The sequence below is a fragment of the Pseudobacillus sp. FSL P4-0506 genome (genome assembly GCF_038003025.1).
Classification (GTDB): Bacteria; Bacillota; Bacilli; order Bacillales; family Domibacillaceae; genus Pseudobacillus.
On record NZ_JBBOOI010000001.1, the window covers coordinates 1,761,565 to 1,777,696 of the forward strand.

The 16,132-nt window shown below is 42.4% G+C and carries 15 protein-coding genes; 14 read left to right on the forward strand and 1 reads right to left on the reverse strand.

Annotated elements, in window-relative coordinates; translation table 11 throughout:
• Positions 1 to 76: 76 nt before the first annotated feature.
• From MKZ02_RS08615 to uvrC, 11 genes are all read left to right on the forward strand, one after another.
• Complete coding sequence (locus MKZ02_RS08615; protein WP_220702325.1) at positions 77 to 295, forward strand: DUF3311 domain-containing protein; 219 nt, start codon at positions 77 to 79, stop codon at positions 293 to 295.
• A gap of 17 nt (positions 296 to 312) precedes the next feature.
• Positions 313 to 1,785: a sodium:solute symporter family protein gene (locus tag MKZ02_RS08620; RefSeq protein WP_340853062.1), complete on the forward strand. Its 1,473-nt coding sequence runs from the start codon at positions 313 to 315 to the stop codon at positions 1,783 to 1,785.
• Between the two features lie 346 nt (positions 1,786 to 2,131).
• The gene (locus tag MKZ02_RS08625; protein WP_120033538.1) at positions 2,132 to 3,469 is read left to right on the forward strand and encodes a transcriptional regulator; all 1,338 of its coding nucleotides are present in this window, start codon (positions 2,132 to 2,134) and stop codon (positions 3,467 to 3,469) included.
• A gap of 168 nt (positions 3,470 to 3,637) precedes the next feature.
• Positions 3,638 to 4,510 carry a VanW family protein gene (locus tag MKZ02_RS08630; protein WP_340853064.1) on the forward strand — a complete coding sequence of 291 codons (873 nt, stop codon included), beginning with the start codon at positions 3,638 to 3,640 and terminating at the stop codon, positions 4,508 to 4,510.
• A gap of 144 nt (positions 4,511 to 4,654) precedes the next feature.
• Positions 4,655 to 6,343 carry a long-chain-fatty-acid--CoA ligase gene (locus MKZ02_RS08635; RefSeq protein WP_120033534.1) on the forward strand — a complete coding sequence of 563 codons (1,689 nt, stop codon included), beginning with the start codon at positions 4,655 to 4,657 and terminating at the stop codon, positions 6,341 to 6,343.
• A gap of 121 nt (positions 6,344 to 6,464) precedes the next feature.
• The gene (locus MKZ02_RS08640) at positions 6,465 to 7,049 is read left to right on the forward strand and encodes a TetR/AcrR family transcriptional regulator (protein WP_120033532.1); all 585 of its coding nucleotides are present in this window, start codon (positions 6,465 to 6,467) and stop codon (positions 7,047 to 7,049) included.
• Between the two features lie 31 nt (positions 7,050 to 7,080).
• Positions 7,081 to 7,851, forward strand: a complete 771-nt coding sequence (locus MKZ02_RS08645) for an enoyl-CoA hydratase (RefSeq protein ID WP_120033530.1) — start codon at positions 7,081 to 7,083, stop codon at positions 7,849 to 7,851.
• Positions 7,852 to 7,920: 69 nt separating this feature from the next.
• Complete coding sequence (locus MKZ02_RS08650; RefSeq protein WP_120033528.1) at positions 7,921 to 8,694, forward strand: electron transfer flavoprotein subunit beta/FixA family protein; 774 nt, start codon at positions 7,921 to 7,923, stop codon at positions 8,692 to 8,694.
• A gap of 28 nt (positions 8,695 to 8,722) precedes the next feature.
• The gene (locus tag MKZ02_RS08655) at positions 8,723 to 9,703 is read left to right on the forward strand and encodes an electron transfer flavoprotein subunit alpha/FixB family protein (RefSeq protein WP_120033526.1); all 981 of its coding nucleotides are present in this window, start codon (positions 8,723 to 8,725) and stop codon (positions 9,701 to 9,703) included.
• A gap of 216 nt (positions 9,704 to 9,919) precedes the next feature.
• On the forward strand, positions 9,920 to 10,234 hold the full coding sequence (gene trxA / locus MKZ02_RS08660; RefSeq protein WP_120033524.1) for a thioredoxin: 315 nt from the start codon (positions 9,920 to 9,922) through the stop codon (positions 10,232 to 10,234).
• Positions 10,235 to 10,328: 94 nt separating this feature from the next.
• Positions 10,329 to 12,116: an excinuclease ABC subunit UvrC gene (uvrC, locus tag MKZ02_RS08665; RefSeq protein ID WP_120033522.1), complete on the forward strand. Its 1,788-nt coding sequence runs from the start codon at positions 10,329 to 10,331 to the stop codon at positions 12,114 to 12,116.
• A gap of 70 nt (positions 12,117 to 12,186) precedes the next feature.
• Here the strand turns inward: uvrC and MKZ02_RS08670 are convergent, their stop codons facing one another.
• Positions 12,187 to 12,612 carry a YslB family protein gene (locus MKZ02_RS08670; protein ID WP_120033520.1) on the reverse strand — a complete coding sequence of 142 codons (426 nt, stop codon included), beginning with the start codon at positions 12,610 to 12,612 and terminating at the stop codon, positions 12,187 to 12,189.
• A 284-nt stretch (positions 12,613 to 12,896) separates the two neighbouring features.
• Between MKZ02_RS08670 and MKZ02_RS08675 the strand changes: the two genes are divergently transcribed.
• From MKZ02_RS08675 to sdhB, 3 genes are read left to right on the forward strand one after another with little or no spacing between them, the layout of a single operon-like run.
• Positions 12,897 to 13,505, forward strand: coding sequence for a succinate dehydrogenase cytochrome b558 subunit (locus tag MKZ02_RS08675; RefSeq protein WP_120033518.1), 609 nt, complete (start codon positions 12,897 to 12,899; stop codon positions 13,503 to 13,505).
• A gap of 55 nt (positions 13,506 to 13,560) precedes the next feature.
• Complete coding sequence (sdhA, locus tag MKZ02_RS08680; RefSeq protein WP_120033516.1) at positions 13,561 to 15,321, forward strand: succinate dehydrogenase flavoprotein subunit; 1,761 nt, start codon at positions 13,561 to 13,563, stop codon at positions 15,319 to 15,321.
• A gap of 2 nt (positions 15,322 to 15,323) precedes the next feature.
• A complete protein-coding gene (gene sdhB / locus MKZ02_RS08685; protein WP_120033514.1) occupies positions 15,324 to 16,091 on the forward strand; it encodes a succinate dehydrogenase iron-sulfur subunit in 768 nt (255 codons plus the stop codon).
• Positions 16,092 to 16,132: the final 41 nt, after the last annotated feature.

Genomic DNA, 16,132 nt, shown 5'->3' on the forward strand with positions numbered 1-16,132 from the left:
CAGAAGGCTAAATTTATTTGTTTTCTTAAGTAGGTAAACGAGTTTTTGCTGAATCAGCGGAAAGGTGGAGATGGCGTTGGCATCACGTCAAATAGGAAGTTTGTTCATCGGTATCGGCATACCGTTCCTGGCGATTTTGGGAGTTGTTCCGTTTATTGCTACAGCGGATGTGAGCGTTCTAGGGTTCCCTATTCTTTATTTTTGGATATTTCTCTGGTTTCCGTTGACTACTCTTTGTCTTTGCCTCTCTTGGCACTTCTTTGACCGGCATCAATACGAGGATGAAAAAAATTGACAAAAAAGGGGTAGTGAATGATGACAGTTTTCGTTTTCGGATTCATTTTACTTTTGTCATCGGGCATCGCACTAAATAGCCGTGGGAAAAAGAAGAAAATGGATGTGGAAGAGTACCTGGTTGGAGGCCGGTCATTCAGCGGGATTCTACTTTTCTTTCTGGCGGTGGGGGAAATATATAGCATAGGGACGATGATTGGCTTTCCGGGAGGTATTTATGCAAAAGGCCCAAGCTATGGACTATGGTTTTTAGGCTACATTCTATTAGCGTACCCTATTGGCTATTTTTTCGCTCCGTTGCTTTGGAGAACAGGCAAGAAGTATGGGGCAATGACGATTCCCGATTTATTTAAAGGTCACTATTCCAACCGTGGTTTAGAATTGGTAGTGACGTTATCTGCGTTGCTTTTTTTGATTCCTTGGGGACAGCTGCAATTCGAGGGGCTCATTGTTGCCCTTAGCTCCTTGGGCTTTAATTTGTCACCTGCAGCAGCGGTCATCATTGCTGGATGTATAGCTTTTCTTTATATTTCAGTGTCAGGTGTGAAGGCTCCAGCAATGATTTCTATTTTAAAGGACATTTTAATGTTCCTAGCTATTATTATTGCGGGGATAGCTGTTATTAGGGAAGCGAACGGCATTTCTAACCTATTTTCCATGGCAAAAGAACAAGGGGCCTCAGTGACTATAGACCAGCCTGAAAGTTTAGTTTTCAGTTTGACAACCATTTTCTTTCAAGCATTAGCTTTATATTGCATGCCACTTATTGCATCCGTCATTTTTACTGGCAAATCGGAGGGAACAATCAAAAAAACACAAAGATTTATGCCGCTTTATATGCTGATGTATCCTTTCTTAATTCTCTCTTCTTACTTTGCTTTAGTCCATATTCCAAATTTGCAAAATCCTAACCAAGCATTTATGGCTACTGTAATGTCTATTCTTCCCGAATGGGCGGTTGGACTTGTAGCCGCGGGGGCCGCTCTTTCTGGAATTTTGGTGCTGGCGATTACAAGTTTAACTGTCGGTGGACTCGTCTCGAGAAATTTAATGCCAGCCGTTCCGGAAAATTCTCAAAGAAAATGGGTGCAAACGATCGTTGTTCTTTATCTTTTAAGCTCAATGGCACTAACCTTGCTCGCACCAAGCTTAATGTTAAATTTAATCAATACAGCATACTATGGATATGGACAATTTTTGCCGGGGTTATTGGCTATCTTTTTCTCCCGTACCATCAAACCATTGGGAATAGCTGCTGGCTTAATTACCGGTAACGTATTTGCCTTAAGTATGCACTTGATTGAAATCAATCTGTTTAACATAAATATAGGATTGATTGCACTTGTCTTGAACTTTATTGTGACTTATATAGTAAGTATGGTTACGAAAAAACAATCAGCAGGAAAAGAGCCTGTGGCACGGAAATCAAATGGTTCAGATGCTAAATCCAAGGAGGAATTTAAAGGCACACCGCCTGTTGCAGCTAAATAAAGGAATGGTTAAAAAGTTCATCTTCAGTCATTCCTGTATAATATTTGACAGGAGCTGGTGTTCTCGGATAGGGAACACCAGCTTTTTATTACTTTTTCGTACAGGGATCTATAAATATCCGTATTGATATTGGCATGGGAGTTGCGAAGGCACTCCGTCATGCATGGTGTGGAGTCAAGGGCATCATTCAATATTCTACAGAATGACGGAGAGAGAGGATTGTGTTGAAAGCGACGCGGCTGGAGTGCAAATAAACACTCATTATTACGGAGTCTAATACATAAAAATCAATTCATGATAAAATATTTATAATATTCAGAAATGAGAGAGAGGGGGGGATACATATTTGAAGATTAAAGTAGCTGTATTCGGGGCACCTGACCTGGTGGAACTAGTAATGATGGTTGGAAAACAGTTTGAAGATCTCGATTTGCTTCAAGCCGTTTATACTCATCCAGATCAGGTAGTAGAGCTGGTGGAAAAGTATCATGAGGAGGCAGATATTTTATTATTTGCGGCCCCTGTCCCTTATTTATTGGCGCGTGATTATTTAAATCACTTCGCTATGGAGTTGAATAAGCCAATGATTTTTATTCCGTATACTGAAGCTTCTTTTTACCGGGGGCTTTTTATGGCTTTTAAGCAAACAGGGGTGAGTGCGGATAAATTATATTTCAGCATTGATTACCTTCCTGAAACAGGTGCGCAGGAGTGCCTAGAAGAGTTAGAGATCAACGTCGAAAAAATGTATAAAAAGAAATGCAAGCTTTATCAGGATCTGGACAAACTTTTTCATTTTCATTATGAATTATGGAAGCAAGGGAAAATTGTGTCGGCTATGACGAGTTATTATCTTGTTTATGAAAAGCTAAAAAAAATGAAGATCCCTGTTTTTCGAGTTACACCAGCAAAATCAGCTATTCGCCATACGTTACAGCAAGTATTGCTTGAAGGGAAAAGCCTCTACCAAACGGAAAGCCAAATTGCCATCATGATTGTCGGTTTTAATCGCAAGGCCGACCAATCGAAGGAGAGTGTAGCTAAACATACTAGTAAGCAAAGAGAAGAAATGTTACAACAGATTATTACTCAATACGGAGAAGATATCCAAGCTTTAAGTGACTGGTCAGAACAGGGTGACATCCGGCTTATTACGACGAGAGGGGAGATCGAGCAGCATACCCAATCTTTTCGAAAATTTCCTATGCTGCAACCTGTGCGCAACAAGTTAAATATCCCTGTTTTCTTTGGGATTGGATTTGGACATACAGCAAACGAAGCAGAACTAAAAGCGAACGAGGCTTTTTCTAAAGCTAAATCTACCGGCAATAGCAACTGTTTTGTTGTTGAATCAGATGGGAAAGTGCACGGTCCAGTTGGAGAACCTTTCCAACTGGAATATACAGTGCGTAGCAAGGACCCTAGCCGGCTTTTGATTGCCAAACAAGCCGGATTAAGTATTGGAACGATCAACAAGTTAATTTCATTTAATGAAAGCTGCGGAAATAAAACGATCACTGCCGGCGATTTAGCCGATGGTTTTGGGATTACATCGCGAAGTGCGCGCCGAATTTTAAGCAAGCTTGAGCAACATAACTACGCCCGAATCATTGGAGAGGAGCAGCCAGTCAATAAAGGGCGCCCCCGCCAAATATACCAATTGACCCTAGATGATAGGCCTTGATAGGAGGAGGTAAAATAACGCCTAAAAAGAAGAAAGACATTGTTGCGCTTTACAAGCCGATGTCGGCTCTTTTCTAACTCATGAAAGTTCCTTAACTAACTGTTTGAAATATCTTTACCATACATGAAATTTTCTCTGCCACTAATACTAAGCAGAGGAGGTCATGTCATGATAAAAAAAATTGCTTTTATGCTTCTTTTACTTTTGGCGGTATCTCCGCTTGTGCCTCAAGCACAGAGTTTTACCGTTACAGATGAAAATATAAATGAGACCGTTACGCGTAATCATTTTCTTCTTTTTCCAACAGAAACCTCATTTATGGACTTAAACAAGCTGCAAGTATTCATGAATCGTTTAGACAAAAAAGTGTATAAGGAACCGGTCAACGCTACCTTGAATGAAGGAGGAGAAATTGTTCCTGCACAGTCAGGAACAGCTCTTGACCGAGAGAAATTCATCAAGCAATTTTACACCTTTTTTTATGGGGGCCAATCAACCGCAATAGCCATTCCGAAGAAAGGAGTTTATCCAAAAGTTGACAGCGAGCTGTTGGCAGAAATTAGCACGAGGGAAATTGGCCGCTTCACTACTTATTTTGCGGAAAGCAACAAGGAACGTTCTTACAATATTTTTCTTGCAACAAAGGCGGTTAATAACTATGTGCTGTTTCCAGGAGAGACGTTTTCCTTTAATAAAGTGGTTGGCGAACGCACAGAAGCGAAAGGATATAAGCGCGCGCCAGTCATTGTAAAGGGAGAGCTTGCAGAAGATATTGGGGGAGGGATATGCCAGGTTTCTTCCACATTGTTTAATGCGGTAAATGTAAAGGGGATTCAAATTGTTGAGCGTTATTCACATAGTAGAAGAGTCCCGTATGTCCCGCCGGGAAAAGATGCTACAGTTAGCTGGTGGGGGCCGGATTTTGCATTTAAAAACGAATATAACTACCCCATCCTAATCAGGGCAACCTCAAGAAACGGTAAAATGATGATCCGGATATTATCATCGGAGGACGTCCGGATGAGGACTAATAATAAATAAAACGAAGGGTCTCCAGCTTTTTGTTTGTAAAAGTGAAACGGTTTGTCACTGGGCTTTGCCTTTTCCATATGGCAAAGCCTTCTTAGATGGTTTATAATTGAAAGGAATATTTTTAATATTCAAAATGAACGGGGAGGGATGGAAATGAGTATTCGGCCTTGGCTTGCGAATTATCCGGAAGAGATACCCGCTTCACTTACCTATGAAGAACAGCCTGTTCAATCGTATTTAACAAAAGCAGCAAAAGAGCACCCCAACAAAATAGCTATTCATTTTATGGGAAAAGAGTTAACATTTAAGGAAGTATATGAATCTTCTTTGAAAATGGGGCGCTATTTGAAAAAACTCGGTGTTAAAAAAGGAGAACGGGTGGCGATTATGCTTCCTAATAGTCCGCAGGCAGTGATCAGTTATTTCGGCGTCTTGTATGCCGGGGGAATCGTCGTTCAGACAAATCCTCTGTATACGGAAAGAGAAATCGAATATCAAATGAAGGACTCAGGCTCCATCGTAGTTATCACCTTGGACATTTTATATCCTCGTGTACGGCAGGTAATGAAACATACAAACTTGCAGCATATTATTGTAACCGCTATCAAGGACTATCTCCCCTTTCCAAAAAATATTATTTATCCTTTTATACAGACAAAACAAACGGGGTTGAGAGTGTATGTGGAAGAGCGGGGGACAAATCATGAGTTTACACGCATCATGGAAAGGGAGTCAGCCGAAGAGCTAACCGTTCCTTTCCGTTTTAATGAGGATCTTGCCCTGATCCAATATACTGGAGGAACAACGGGGTTTCCGAAAGGTGTTATGCTTACTCATAAAAACCTTATCGCCAATACATCAATGTGTGCTTCATGGATGTATAAGTGTAAAAAAGGAGAAGAAGTAATTTTAGGGATCTTGCCATTCTTTCATGTATACGGTATGACCACAGTTATGATATTGTCAATTATGCAAGCTTATAAAATGGTGCTTTTGCCTAAATTTGATGTAAAGACGACACTAAAGACTATTGAAAAGCAACGCCCTACACTATTTCCGGGTGCCCCCACGATTTATATTGCCCTGTTAAATGATCCTGATTTGAAGAAATACAACTTATCTTCCATTGGCTCATGTCTTAGTGGCTCAGCACCGCTGCCTGCAGAAGTGCAGCAAAAGTTCGAGAGAGTTACTGGAGGAAAGCTTGTGGAAGGGTATGGGCTATCTGAAACTTCCCCGGTCACTCATTCAAACTTTCTATGGGATAGCGAGCGGGTAAAAGGCAGCATCGGTGTTCCCTGGCCGGATACAGAGGCAGCTATTTTATCGATGGAGACTGGAGAGGTCCTGCCGCCAGGAGAAGTTGGAGAAATTGTAATTAAGGGCCCGCAAGTGATGAAAGGGTATTGGAACCGGCCGGAAGAAACGGAAATGGCTTTCAAGAACGGCTGGCTATTAACCGGGGATGTCGGCTATATGAATGAAGATGGTTATTTCTTTGTTGTTGATAGAAAGAAGGATATGATCCTTGCAGGCGGCTACAATATTTACCCTCGAGAAATCGAGGAGGTGTTATATGAGCATGAGGCGATACAGGAGGTCGTAGTGGCAGGCGTGCCAGATTCATATCGCGGTGAAACGGTGAAGGCCTATATCGTCTTAAAAGACGGCTATTCAACGACAGAAGAGGAATTAAATATATTTGCGCGCGCCCATCTGGCCGCTTACAAAGTACCAAGAATCTATGAATTCCGAAAGGAGCTGCCGAAGACAGCCGTCGGTAAAATTTTGAGACGCACATTAGTGGATGAAGAAAAAAGGAAACAAGAGAAAACAAGCTAAGTAGAACCAAAAGAAAACTGCTTGTCCCCTCTTGACTCTTCTTTCTTAAAACGGTAAGATAAAAACATGAATGAATAGTCATTCATTTTATTGATGCTGAAAGATTGGGAGGGGGCAGCCTGTGAAAAGGAACAAACCAAAATACCACCAAATTATAGATGCTGCTGTTATAGCGATTGCAGAAAACGGCTACCACCAAGCTCAGGTTGCAAAAATAGCCAAGCAAGCTGGAGTCGCAGACGGCACAATCTATCTGTATTTTAAAAATAAAGAAGACATATTAATTTCATTGTTTCAAGAAAAAATGGGAAGTTTTGTGAAGAAAATTCAAGAAGCTTTAGCAGGAAAAAACACAGCCGCGGAGAAGTTATTATTATTGGTGGACCATCACTTTACCATGTTGTCAGAAGACAGGCATTTAGCTGTAGTCACCCAGCTGGAGCTTAGACAATCAAATAAAGAACTTCGCCTGAAAATTAATGCCGTGCTGAAAGGCTATTTGTTGCTGATTGATGAAATATTAAAGGAAGGCATCGAGAAAGATGAATTCAGGCCGTCACTGAACGTTCAGCTTGCAAGACAAATGATTTTTGGAACGATTGACGAAACGGTTACAACCTGGGTGATGAATGATCAAAAGTATTCTCTTCCAGCGCTTGCTCCTGAAGTAGGGGATATGCTGCTAAATGGTTTTTCTATTCACTGATCTATTGTCAGGCACAAGGGGAGGTAAGAAAATGGAGTACATATCATGGAAAAGAGAGGGCCGGACGGCAGAAATTCTTATTCAAAGACCGCCGGCTAATGCTCTCTCGAGTGCGTTGATCGCTGACATTGAGCAAGCGTTCAGCGAGATCGAACAAGATCATGAAGTCCGTGTCGTTCTTATCAGCGGAGAAGGAAGATTCTTTTCAGCCGGTGCAGACATTAAGGAATTTACAACAGTAAGCAACGGCAAAGAATTCACTGAGCTTGCTGCTCGTGGGCAGCGAGTATTTGAACGGATTGAGAATTTTTCAAAACCGGTTATCGCCGCTATTCATGGCGCAGCGCTTGGCGGCGGTCTGGAATTGGCGATGAGCTGTCATATCCGTCTTGTTTCAGAACAGGCCAGACTTGGCTTGCCAGAGCTTTCCCTTGGACTCGTTCCTGGATTTGCGGGATCACAGCGTCTTCCGCGATATGTCGGAACTGCAAAAGCGGCAGAATTACTGCTGACGAGTGAGCCAATTACCGGCATAGAGGCCGCTCAATTAGGGCTGGCCAATCACGCTTATCCGGAGGAAGAATTGCTCTCCAAGGCGCGCGAAATGGCCGCTAAAATTGCTCTTAAAAGTCCAATTAGCATGAAAGCAACGATTGAATTGCTTAATTTTTCAAAGCATGCCGAGTATTACAAAGGGGCAGAGAGAGAAGCAGAGCTGTTCGGTGAAGTATTCGAGTCTCAAGATGCCAAGGAAGGGATTAGCGCTTTTATTGAGAAAAGACAGCCGGAGTTTAAGGGGTAATTCATTTTTCCGAAAAAATATTTTCAATCTTTCAAATGAACAGAAAAGAATAAAGCGGGAGGGGAAATTATGAATATTTATGTACTTCTAAAAAGAACTTTTGATACCGAAGAGAAAATCAGTGTGGTAAATGGCCAAATTCAAGAGGACGGAGCAGAGTTCATCATCAATCCGTATGATGAGTACGCCGTTGAGGAAGCGATTCAAATTCGCGATGACAAAGGCGGTGAGGTGACGGTTGTTTCCGTCGGCAGCGAGGAAGCAGAAAAACAGCTACGGACCGCATTGGCAATGGGAGCTGACAAAGCCGTATTGATCAATACGGAAGATGATGTCGAAAGCGGCGATCAATATACAACAGCAAAGATCCTAGCTGAGTTTTTGAAAGACAAGGAAGCAGACTTGATTATCGCAGGAAATGTGGCGATCGATGGTGGCAGTGGGCAGGTGGGCCCGCGAGTAGCTGATCTGCTTGGCATTCCTTATGTGACCACAATTACGGATATTAAAATCGAAGGTGAAAGCGTTCACATCGTTCGTGATGTAGAAGGAGATTCCGAGAAAATTCAAACAACACTGCCATTGCTTGTAACGGCGCAGCAAGGGTTGAATGATCCGCGATATCCTTCACTGCCAGGGATCATGAAAGCGAAAAAGAAGCCACTTGAGGAGCTGGAGCTGGACGATTTGGGTCTTGATGAGGACGATGTAGAAGCAAAAACGGAAACCATTGACGTCTTTTTGCCGCCGAAAAAAGAAGCTGGTCGCATTTTGGAAGGGGAATTAAACGATCAGGTGCAAGAGCTTGTAAGTTTACTGCATAACGAAGCAAAGGTCATTTAAAGGATAAACTGGACAGGAGGGGATCAACATGTCAAAAAAAGTATTGGTATTGGGAGAAGTACGTGATGGGGCACTAAGAAACGTTTCGTTTGAGGCGATTGCAGCAGGTAAAAAAGTTGCACAGGGTGGCGAAGTTGTCGGGGTGCTGATAGGGGAATCGGTTAGCAGCCTTGCGGAGCAGCTTATTCAATATGGAGCAGACCGTGTGGCCACCGTAGAAAACGAAAAGTTAGCACAATACACATCGGACGGTTATTCGCAGGCATTGCTTGCGGTTGTGGACCGGGAAAATCCAGAGGCTATTATCTTTGGCCATACGGCACTTGGGAAGGATTTATCGCCGAAAATTGCATCAAGACTCCAGGCAGGGTTAATTTCTGATGCAACGGCAGTTGAAGAAGAGAGCGGAGAGGTTATTTTTACCCGTCCGATTTATTCAGGGAAAGCCTTTGAGACAAAAAAAGTGAGCGAAGGGCTTGTGCTAGCTTCTGTACGTCCAAACAATATTTCGCCCCTTGAGAAGGATGAATCCCGTTCAGGAGATGTCTACCCTGTCACTGTAGACATTACAGACATTCGCACCGTTATTCAGGAGGTCGTTCGCAAAACGTCAGAAGGCGTTGATTTATCAGAAGCAAAAGTAATTGTTGCTGGCGGACGCGGTGTCAAAAGTGAAGAAGGCTTTAAGCCGCTGCAGGAGCTGGCTGATGTGCTCGGCGGAGCGGTCGGTGCTTCCCGCGGCGCATGCGATGCGGACTATTGCGACTATTCACTGCAAATTGGACAGACAGGGAAGGTTGTTACGCCTGACTTGTACATTGCCTGCGGAATTTCCGGAGCGATCCAGCATTTAGCCGGTATGTCCAATTCAAAAATTATTGTTGCGATCAACAAAGATCCAGAAGCTAGTATTTTCGGTGTAGCCGATTATGGCATTGTCGGTGATTTATTCGAAGTGGTACCGATGCTGACAGAAGAATTTAAAAAGTTAAAGGTAGCTTCCTCTTGATTAGCTAAACAAAGAGCTGATGCTTTAAGCATCAGCTCTTTGTTTGTTCTTTTATGATAGGCTTTCAATTTGCGGTAAGATATTCTTATACAAGCTGGTAGAACAGGAGTAGAGGCACTTCAAAAGGGGAAAATAAAATGTAAAGCAAAAAAATAGCATCCAATTATAATCGGTGCTATACTGACCATAGTATACGTAACTTTAGGAGGGTTTTTGATGGCAATTGTAAAAGCGACTGACCAAAACTTTAATAACGAAACAGCTAGCGGCCTTGTGCTGGCAGACTTCTGGGCTCCATGGTGCGGACCATGTAAAATGATTGCTCCTGTATTGGAAGAACTTGATGCAGAGTTAGCCGACAAAGTAAAAATTGTAAAAATTGACGTAGATGAAAACCAAGAGACAGCTGGAAAATACGGTGTGATGAGCATTCCAACACTTATTTTGTTTAAAGACGGCCAGCCTGTTGATAAAGTGATCGGTTTCCAACCGAAAGAAGCATTAGCAGAATTAGTAAACAAACATGCTTAATTTAATTACAAAAAACCGTCTTCTGTCTGGGACAGAAGACGGTTTTTTGTACAAATAAAGTGATTGAACAAAAACTCGTCCGGGAGGTGGGAGAATGAATCTAACTATTAAAAATAAACTGGCGCTGCTTCCGGACAAACCCGGTTGCTATTTAATGAAAGATCGCCAAGGAACCGTTATTTATGTAGGGAAAGCCAAAGTGTTAAAGAATCGTGTCCGTTCCTATTTTTCCGGCTCGCATGATGCAAAAACGCAGCGACTCGTTAGTGAAATAGAGGACTTTGAATACATTATTACTTCATCCAATCTCGAAGCCCTCATCCTTGAGCTAAATTTAATTAAAAAGCACGATCCGAAATACAATATCATGCTGAAGGATGATAAAAGTTACCCATTTATCAAACTAACAGCGGAGAAACACCCGCGTCTTATTATTACTAGAAAGGTGAAAAAAGATAAAGCGAAATATTTTGGTCCTTATCCCAACGCTTATGCGGCTAATGAGACAAAAAAGCTGCTTGACCGCTTGTACCCGCTTAGAAAGTGTATCAACTTACCGGATAGAGTGTGTCTGTATTATCATATGGGCCAATGCCTTGCTCCTTGTGTGAATGAAATAACAGATGAACAGTATAAAGAAATGACGAATGAGATTGTCCGTTTTCTAAATGGAGGGCATCAGCAGGTAAAAGAGCAGCTGACTGCAAAAATGCATGAAGCAGCTGAAAACCTGGAATTTGAACGGGCAAAGGAGTTTCGGGATCAAATTGCTCACATTGAGGCCACGATGGAGAAGCAGAAAATTAATACGACAGATTTTACAGACCGGGACGTATTTGGCTACGCTGTCGATAAAGGCTGGATGTGTGTGCAGGTGTTCTTTATCCGCCAAGGAAAGTTAATCGAGCGCGATGTGTCCTTATTTCCTATTTACGATGAACCAGAAGAAGAGTTTTTAACTTATCTCGGACAATTTTATGATCAGCCAAATCACTTTAAACCGAAAGAAATTCTTCTGCCTGAAAAAGTAGATGAGGCACTCGCTGAGCAGTTAATTGAAGTGAAAATGATTAAGCCTCAAAGAGGAAAGAAAAAAGAGCTTGTTCATCTAGCAGCAAGCAACGCCCAAGCGGCTCTGGCAGAAAAGTTTGCGTTGATTGAACGAGATGAGGAACGGACGATTAAAGCGGTGGAACAGCTGGGAAGGATAATGAATATTCACACACCGCTCCGCATTGAGGCGTTTGACAACTCAAATATCCAGGGAACAGATCCAGTCTCGGCCATGATTGTGTTCATTGACGGCAAGCCGGCCAAAAAAGAATATCGCAAATTCAAAATTAAAACCGTTCATGGACCGGATGATTATGCCTCGATGCGTGAAGTGATACGCCGCCGCTATAGCCGGGTGCTAAAGGAAGGGCTTCCGCTTCCAGATTTAATTATTATTGATGGTGGAAAAGGGCAGATTGAAACAGCAAAAGATGTCTTGCTTAATGAATTAAATTTGGATATTCCGGTTGCCGGCCTCGCAAAGGATGATAAACACCGGACGTCACAGCTTCTTTATGGGTCACCGCTCTCCGTTGTACCACTTTTGCACAATAGTCAGGAATTTTACTTATTACAGCGTATTCAGGATGAGGTTCATCGTTTTGCTATTACCTTTCACCGCCAGCTTCGTGGAAAGGGAACATTTCAGTCCATTTTAGATGACATTACTGGAATAGGGCCGAAGCGTAAAAAACAGCTATTAAAACATTTTGGTTCCGTGAAGAAAATCAAAGAAGCAACGAAGGAGGAACTGCGGGCTATCGGTATTCCCGAGAGAACCGCGGAGGATCTTCTTGAGCAGTTGCAGAGGAAAAACGAAGAAAAGTAAAGAGGTAAGGCTGTCCAAACGAAGAGAAACGGTCAATTGTAGGACAGCCTTTTTATGATGCCTTAAAACCTTATTCCCATTTTACAATGAGCGTGACTTTTTTCGTCCGTTTTTGTATATCAACGACTGATTCCGCCTCAGCCTGTTCGTTGGAGGAGATCTGTTCAGCTAAAAATCCGCTTTCAAGAGAGAAGGAGGGCTCGGATTGAACAGAAAATCTCCTTTCAATGAAAGGGCCGCTCAGTTCAAAAGTTTTTTCCCGTTTTGCTTCTTTTAAGAGGGTAAGCGTCCCCCAGCCAGCCTCTTCAAAAAAGGAGCAAAGGTCTTCGCTGTTTTGGCAAGGAAACTTTCTAGCAAGTGATTTACCTGCCCAGTAAAGAATTGGACCAGCCTCTTTTCCGAGCACATCTGCTAATAGAGCATCCCTGATTAATTCATAACCGAAAATAGGCACAGAGAGGCTTTTTGTCTCTTGTTGATCGAGTTGATTTGTCAATTTTTATCCCCACTTTCTGTTATCCATTATATACAACAGTTGGAAGAGAAAAAAGGAATTTATTAGCTTAGTATTGTGATATAATAAATCTCTAAAGAAAAACAAAAATACTGAAGAAACATTCAGTTTTGGTAGCTTTTTTACAATATAAAAAGAGCACACCTGTCCTTGACGCTTCATATGGATGAGAGTAAAATGGTCTTGTCACAAAATAGTTACAATATGAAGCTTTGCCGAAAGAAGAGAGGATTTGTCGGATGCTTCAAGATTAAGGGGGGTAAAACATGGCTGACAACCGAGAATTTTTTTATCGCAGGCTGCACTCATTGCTTGGTGTCATACCTGTAGGGTTGTTCTTAACGCAACACTTAGTCGTAAACCACTTTGCAACAAAAGGCGAGGAGGCATTTAACCAAGCTGCCGGTGTTATGGAAGGTTTGCCATTCCGTTATTTATTGGAAACATTTGTTATTTTCCTACCACTGTTATTCCATGCTATTTACGGATTGTATATTGCTTTTACAGCGAAAAACAACATTGGCAGATTCGGCTATTTCCGGAACGTTATGTTCTTCTTGCAACGTGTATCTGGTGTGATTACGCTTGTATTCATTGCGTGGCACGTATGGGAAACAAGAATTCAGGCGGCCCTTGGCGCTGAAGTGGATTTCCAAATGATGGCGGATGTATTTTCTAATCCATTAATGATTGGTTTTTACATAATTGGTGTCATCTCAACTGTATTCCACTTTGCTAATGGTCTGTGGTCTTTCAGTGTAAGCTGGGGAATTACTGTTTCTCCTCGTTCACAGCGCATTATGACATATGTCACAATGGTTATTTTTGTTGCGCTTTCTTATGTAGGTGTTAGTGCAATTCTTGCGTTCGTATAAGTAAGTTCTTGAATTAAGTTAAGTTTGGATTTGGGAGAAAAAGGAGTGAGTCTCAATGAGTAATGGAAAAATTGTTGTAGTCGGCGGCGGATTGGCCGGTTTAATGGCTACAATTAAAGCAGCAGAAGCAGGAACACAGGTTGACTTGTTTTCTCTAGTTCCCGTTAAACGCTCCCACTCTGTATGCGCGCAAGGCGGCATTAATGGTGCGGTTAACACAAAAGGTGAGGGCGATTCACCTTATATTCACTTTGATGACACAGTTTATGGCGGCGACTTTTTAGCGAACCAGCCACCTGTAAAAGCAATGGCAGAGGCTGCGCCGGGCATCATCAATTTAATGGACCGTATGGGAGTTATGTTTAACCGAACTCCAGAAGGATTGCTTGACTTCCGTCGTTTCGGCGGTACGCAGCATCACCGGACAGCATTTGCTGGAGCGACAACAGGCCAGCAGCTTTTATATGCATTGGACGAGCAGGTTCGACGCTTTGAAGTAGCAGGACTAGTTACAAAATATGAAGGATGGGAATTCCTCGGTGTAATTCTTGATGACGAAAACATTTGTCGTGGGGTCGTTGCTCAGAATTTACGGGATATGCACATCCAATCATTCCCTGGTGATGCCGTTATCATGGCTACCGGAGGGCCTGGTATTATTTTTGGTAAGTCTACGAACTCTGTTATTAATACAGGGTCTGCAGCTTCTATCGTTTATCAGCAAGGTGTAAATTATGCAAACGGCGAATTTATCCAAATTCACCCAACAGCTATTCCAGGAGACGACAAACTTCGTCTTATGAGTGAATCAGCACGCGGAGAAGGCGGACGGATTTGGACATATAAAGACGGTAAGCCATGGTACTTCTTAGAAGAAAAATATCCGGCATATGGAAACCTCGTACCACGTGACATTGCGACACGTGAAATTTTTGATGTGTGCGTAAATCAAAAACTTGGTATTAACGGAGAGAACATGGTATACCTTGATCTTTCTCATAAAGATCCGCATGAGCTTGATATTAAGCTTGGCGGTATCATTGAAATTTATGAAAAGTTTATGGGTGAAGATCCACGTAAAGTACCAATGAAAATCTTCCCTGCTGTTCACTATTCAATGGGTGGACTATGGGTGGACTATGAGCAACAAACAAATATTCCTGGTTTATTCGCAGCTGGTGAGTGTGATTACTCACAGCATGGTGCGAACCGCCTAGGTGCGAATTCCCTTCTGTCTGCTATTTATGGCGGAATGGTTGCCGGCCCGAATGCGGTAAAATACATTCATGGATTAGAAAAATCAGCGGATGCCATTTCTTCCTCTGTTTTTGATAGATATGTGAAACAAGAAGAAGCAAAATGGAATGATATCATGTCCTTGGACGGCAAGGAAAATGCCTACTTGCTTCATAAAGAGCTCGGTGAGTGGATGACAGCCAATGTTACAGTTGTCCGCTACAATGATAAGCTTAAAGAAACAGACAATAAAATTGTTGAGTTGATGGAACGATATAAAAACATCAATATTAACGATACAGCGAAATGGAGCAACCAGGGCGCGGCCTTTACTCGTCAGTTGAAAAACATGCTTCATCTTGCCCGTGTAATTACAATCGGAGCTCTTAACCGTGATGAGAGCCGTGGAGCTCACTACAAGCCGGACTTCCCGGATCGTAACGATGAGGACTTCCTGAAAACAACAATGGCAACATTTAAAGGGGAGAACCAAGCTCCTGCTTTCCATTACGAAGAGGTAGATGTTTCCTTGATCCCTCCACGCAAACGTGACTATACGAAAAACAAGGAGGAGAAATAAAGATGAGTGAAAATAAAACAGTTCGCTTTATTATTACTCGTCAAGACGCACTGAATTCGGCTCCGTATGAAGAAGAATTCGTTCTCCCATATCGCCCGAATATGAACGTTATTTCAGCGCTCATGGAAATTCAGCGTAACCCGGTTAACGCTAAAGGTGAGAAAACAACACCGGTTGCCTGGGATATGAACTGTCTTGAAGAAGTCTGTGGTGCTTGTTCAATGGTTATTAACGGTAAGCCGCGTCAAGCTTGTACAGCTTTGATCGATAAGCTGGAACAGCCTGTTCGCCTGGCGCCGATGAGCACATTCCCGGTTGTTCGTGATTTACAGATTGACCGGGAGCGCATGTTTGATTCAATGAAACGAATCAAAGCTTGGATTCCAATTGATGGCACGTACGAACTTGGACCTGGTCCGCGTATGCCAGAAAGAAAACGCCAGTGGGCATATGAATTATCTAAATGTATGACTTGCGGTGTTTGTTTGGAAGCATGTCCGAATGTAAACAGCAAATCTGACTTTATCGGTCCTGCATTCATTTCTCTTGTTCGCTTATTCAATTCCCATCCAACTGGTGCAATGAATAGAGATGAACGATTGAATGCATTAATGGGTGATGGCGGCTTGCAAGATTGCGGAAACTCTCAAAACTGTGTGCAGGCATGTCCAAAAGGAATTCCTTTAACGACATCCATTGCAGCAATGAACAGAGCAGCTACTGTGCAATCTTTCCGTAACTTCTTCGGAAGCGATCATCAAGTAGATTAATTGACTCCAGCCTTCAGCTGTTTCAGCTGGAGGCTGTTTTT

Bases quoted from the DNA above. Each gene is read 5' to 3' on its own strand.
- MKZ02_RS08620 (WP_340853062.1), top strand. From the start codon at position 313: ATGATGACAGTTTTCGTTTTCGGATTCATTTTACTTTTGTCATCGGGC.
- MKZ02_RS08630 (WP_340853064.1), top strand. From the start codon at position 3,638: ATGATAAAAAAAATTGCTTTTATGCTTCTTTTACTTTTGGCGGTATCT.
- MKZ02_RS08635 (WP_120033534.1), top strand. From the start codon at position 4,655: ATGAGTATTCGGCCTTGGCTTGCGAATTATCCGGAAGAGATACCCGCT.
- MKZ02_RS08645 (WP_120033530.1), top strand. From the start codon at position 7,081: ATGGAGTACATATCATGGAAAAGAGAGGGCCGGACGGCAGAAATTCTT.
- MKZ02_RS08650 (WP_120033528.1), top strand. From the start codon at position 7,921: ATGAATATTTATGTACTTCTAAAAAGAACTTTTGATACCGAAGAGAAA.
- MKZ02_RS08655 (WP_120033526.1), top strand. From the start codon at position 8,723: ATGTCAAAAAAAGTATTGGTATTGGGAGAAGTACGTGATGGGGCACTA.
- trxA (WP_120033524.1), top strand. From the start codon at position 9,920: ATGGCAATTGTAAAAGCGACTGACCAAAACTTTAATAACGAAACAGCT.
- uvrC (WP_120033522.1), top strand. From the start codon at position 10,329: ATGAATCTAACTATTAAAAATAAACTGGCGCTGCTTCCGGACAAACCC.
- MKZ02_RS08675 (WP_120033518.1), top strand. From the start codon at position 12,897: ATGGCTGACAACCGAGAATTTTTTTATCGCAGGCTGCACTCATTGCTT.
- sdhA (WP_120033516.1), top strand. From the start codon at position 13,561: ATGAGTAATGGAAAAATTGTTGTAGTCGGCGGCGGATTGGCCGGTTTA.
- sdhB (WP_120033514.1), top strand. From the start codon at position 15,324: ATGAGTGAAAATAAAACAGTTCGCTTTATTATTACTCGTCAAGACGCA.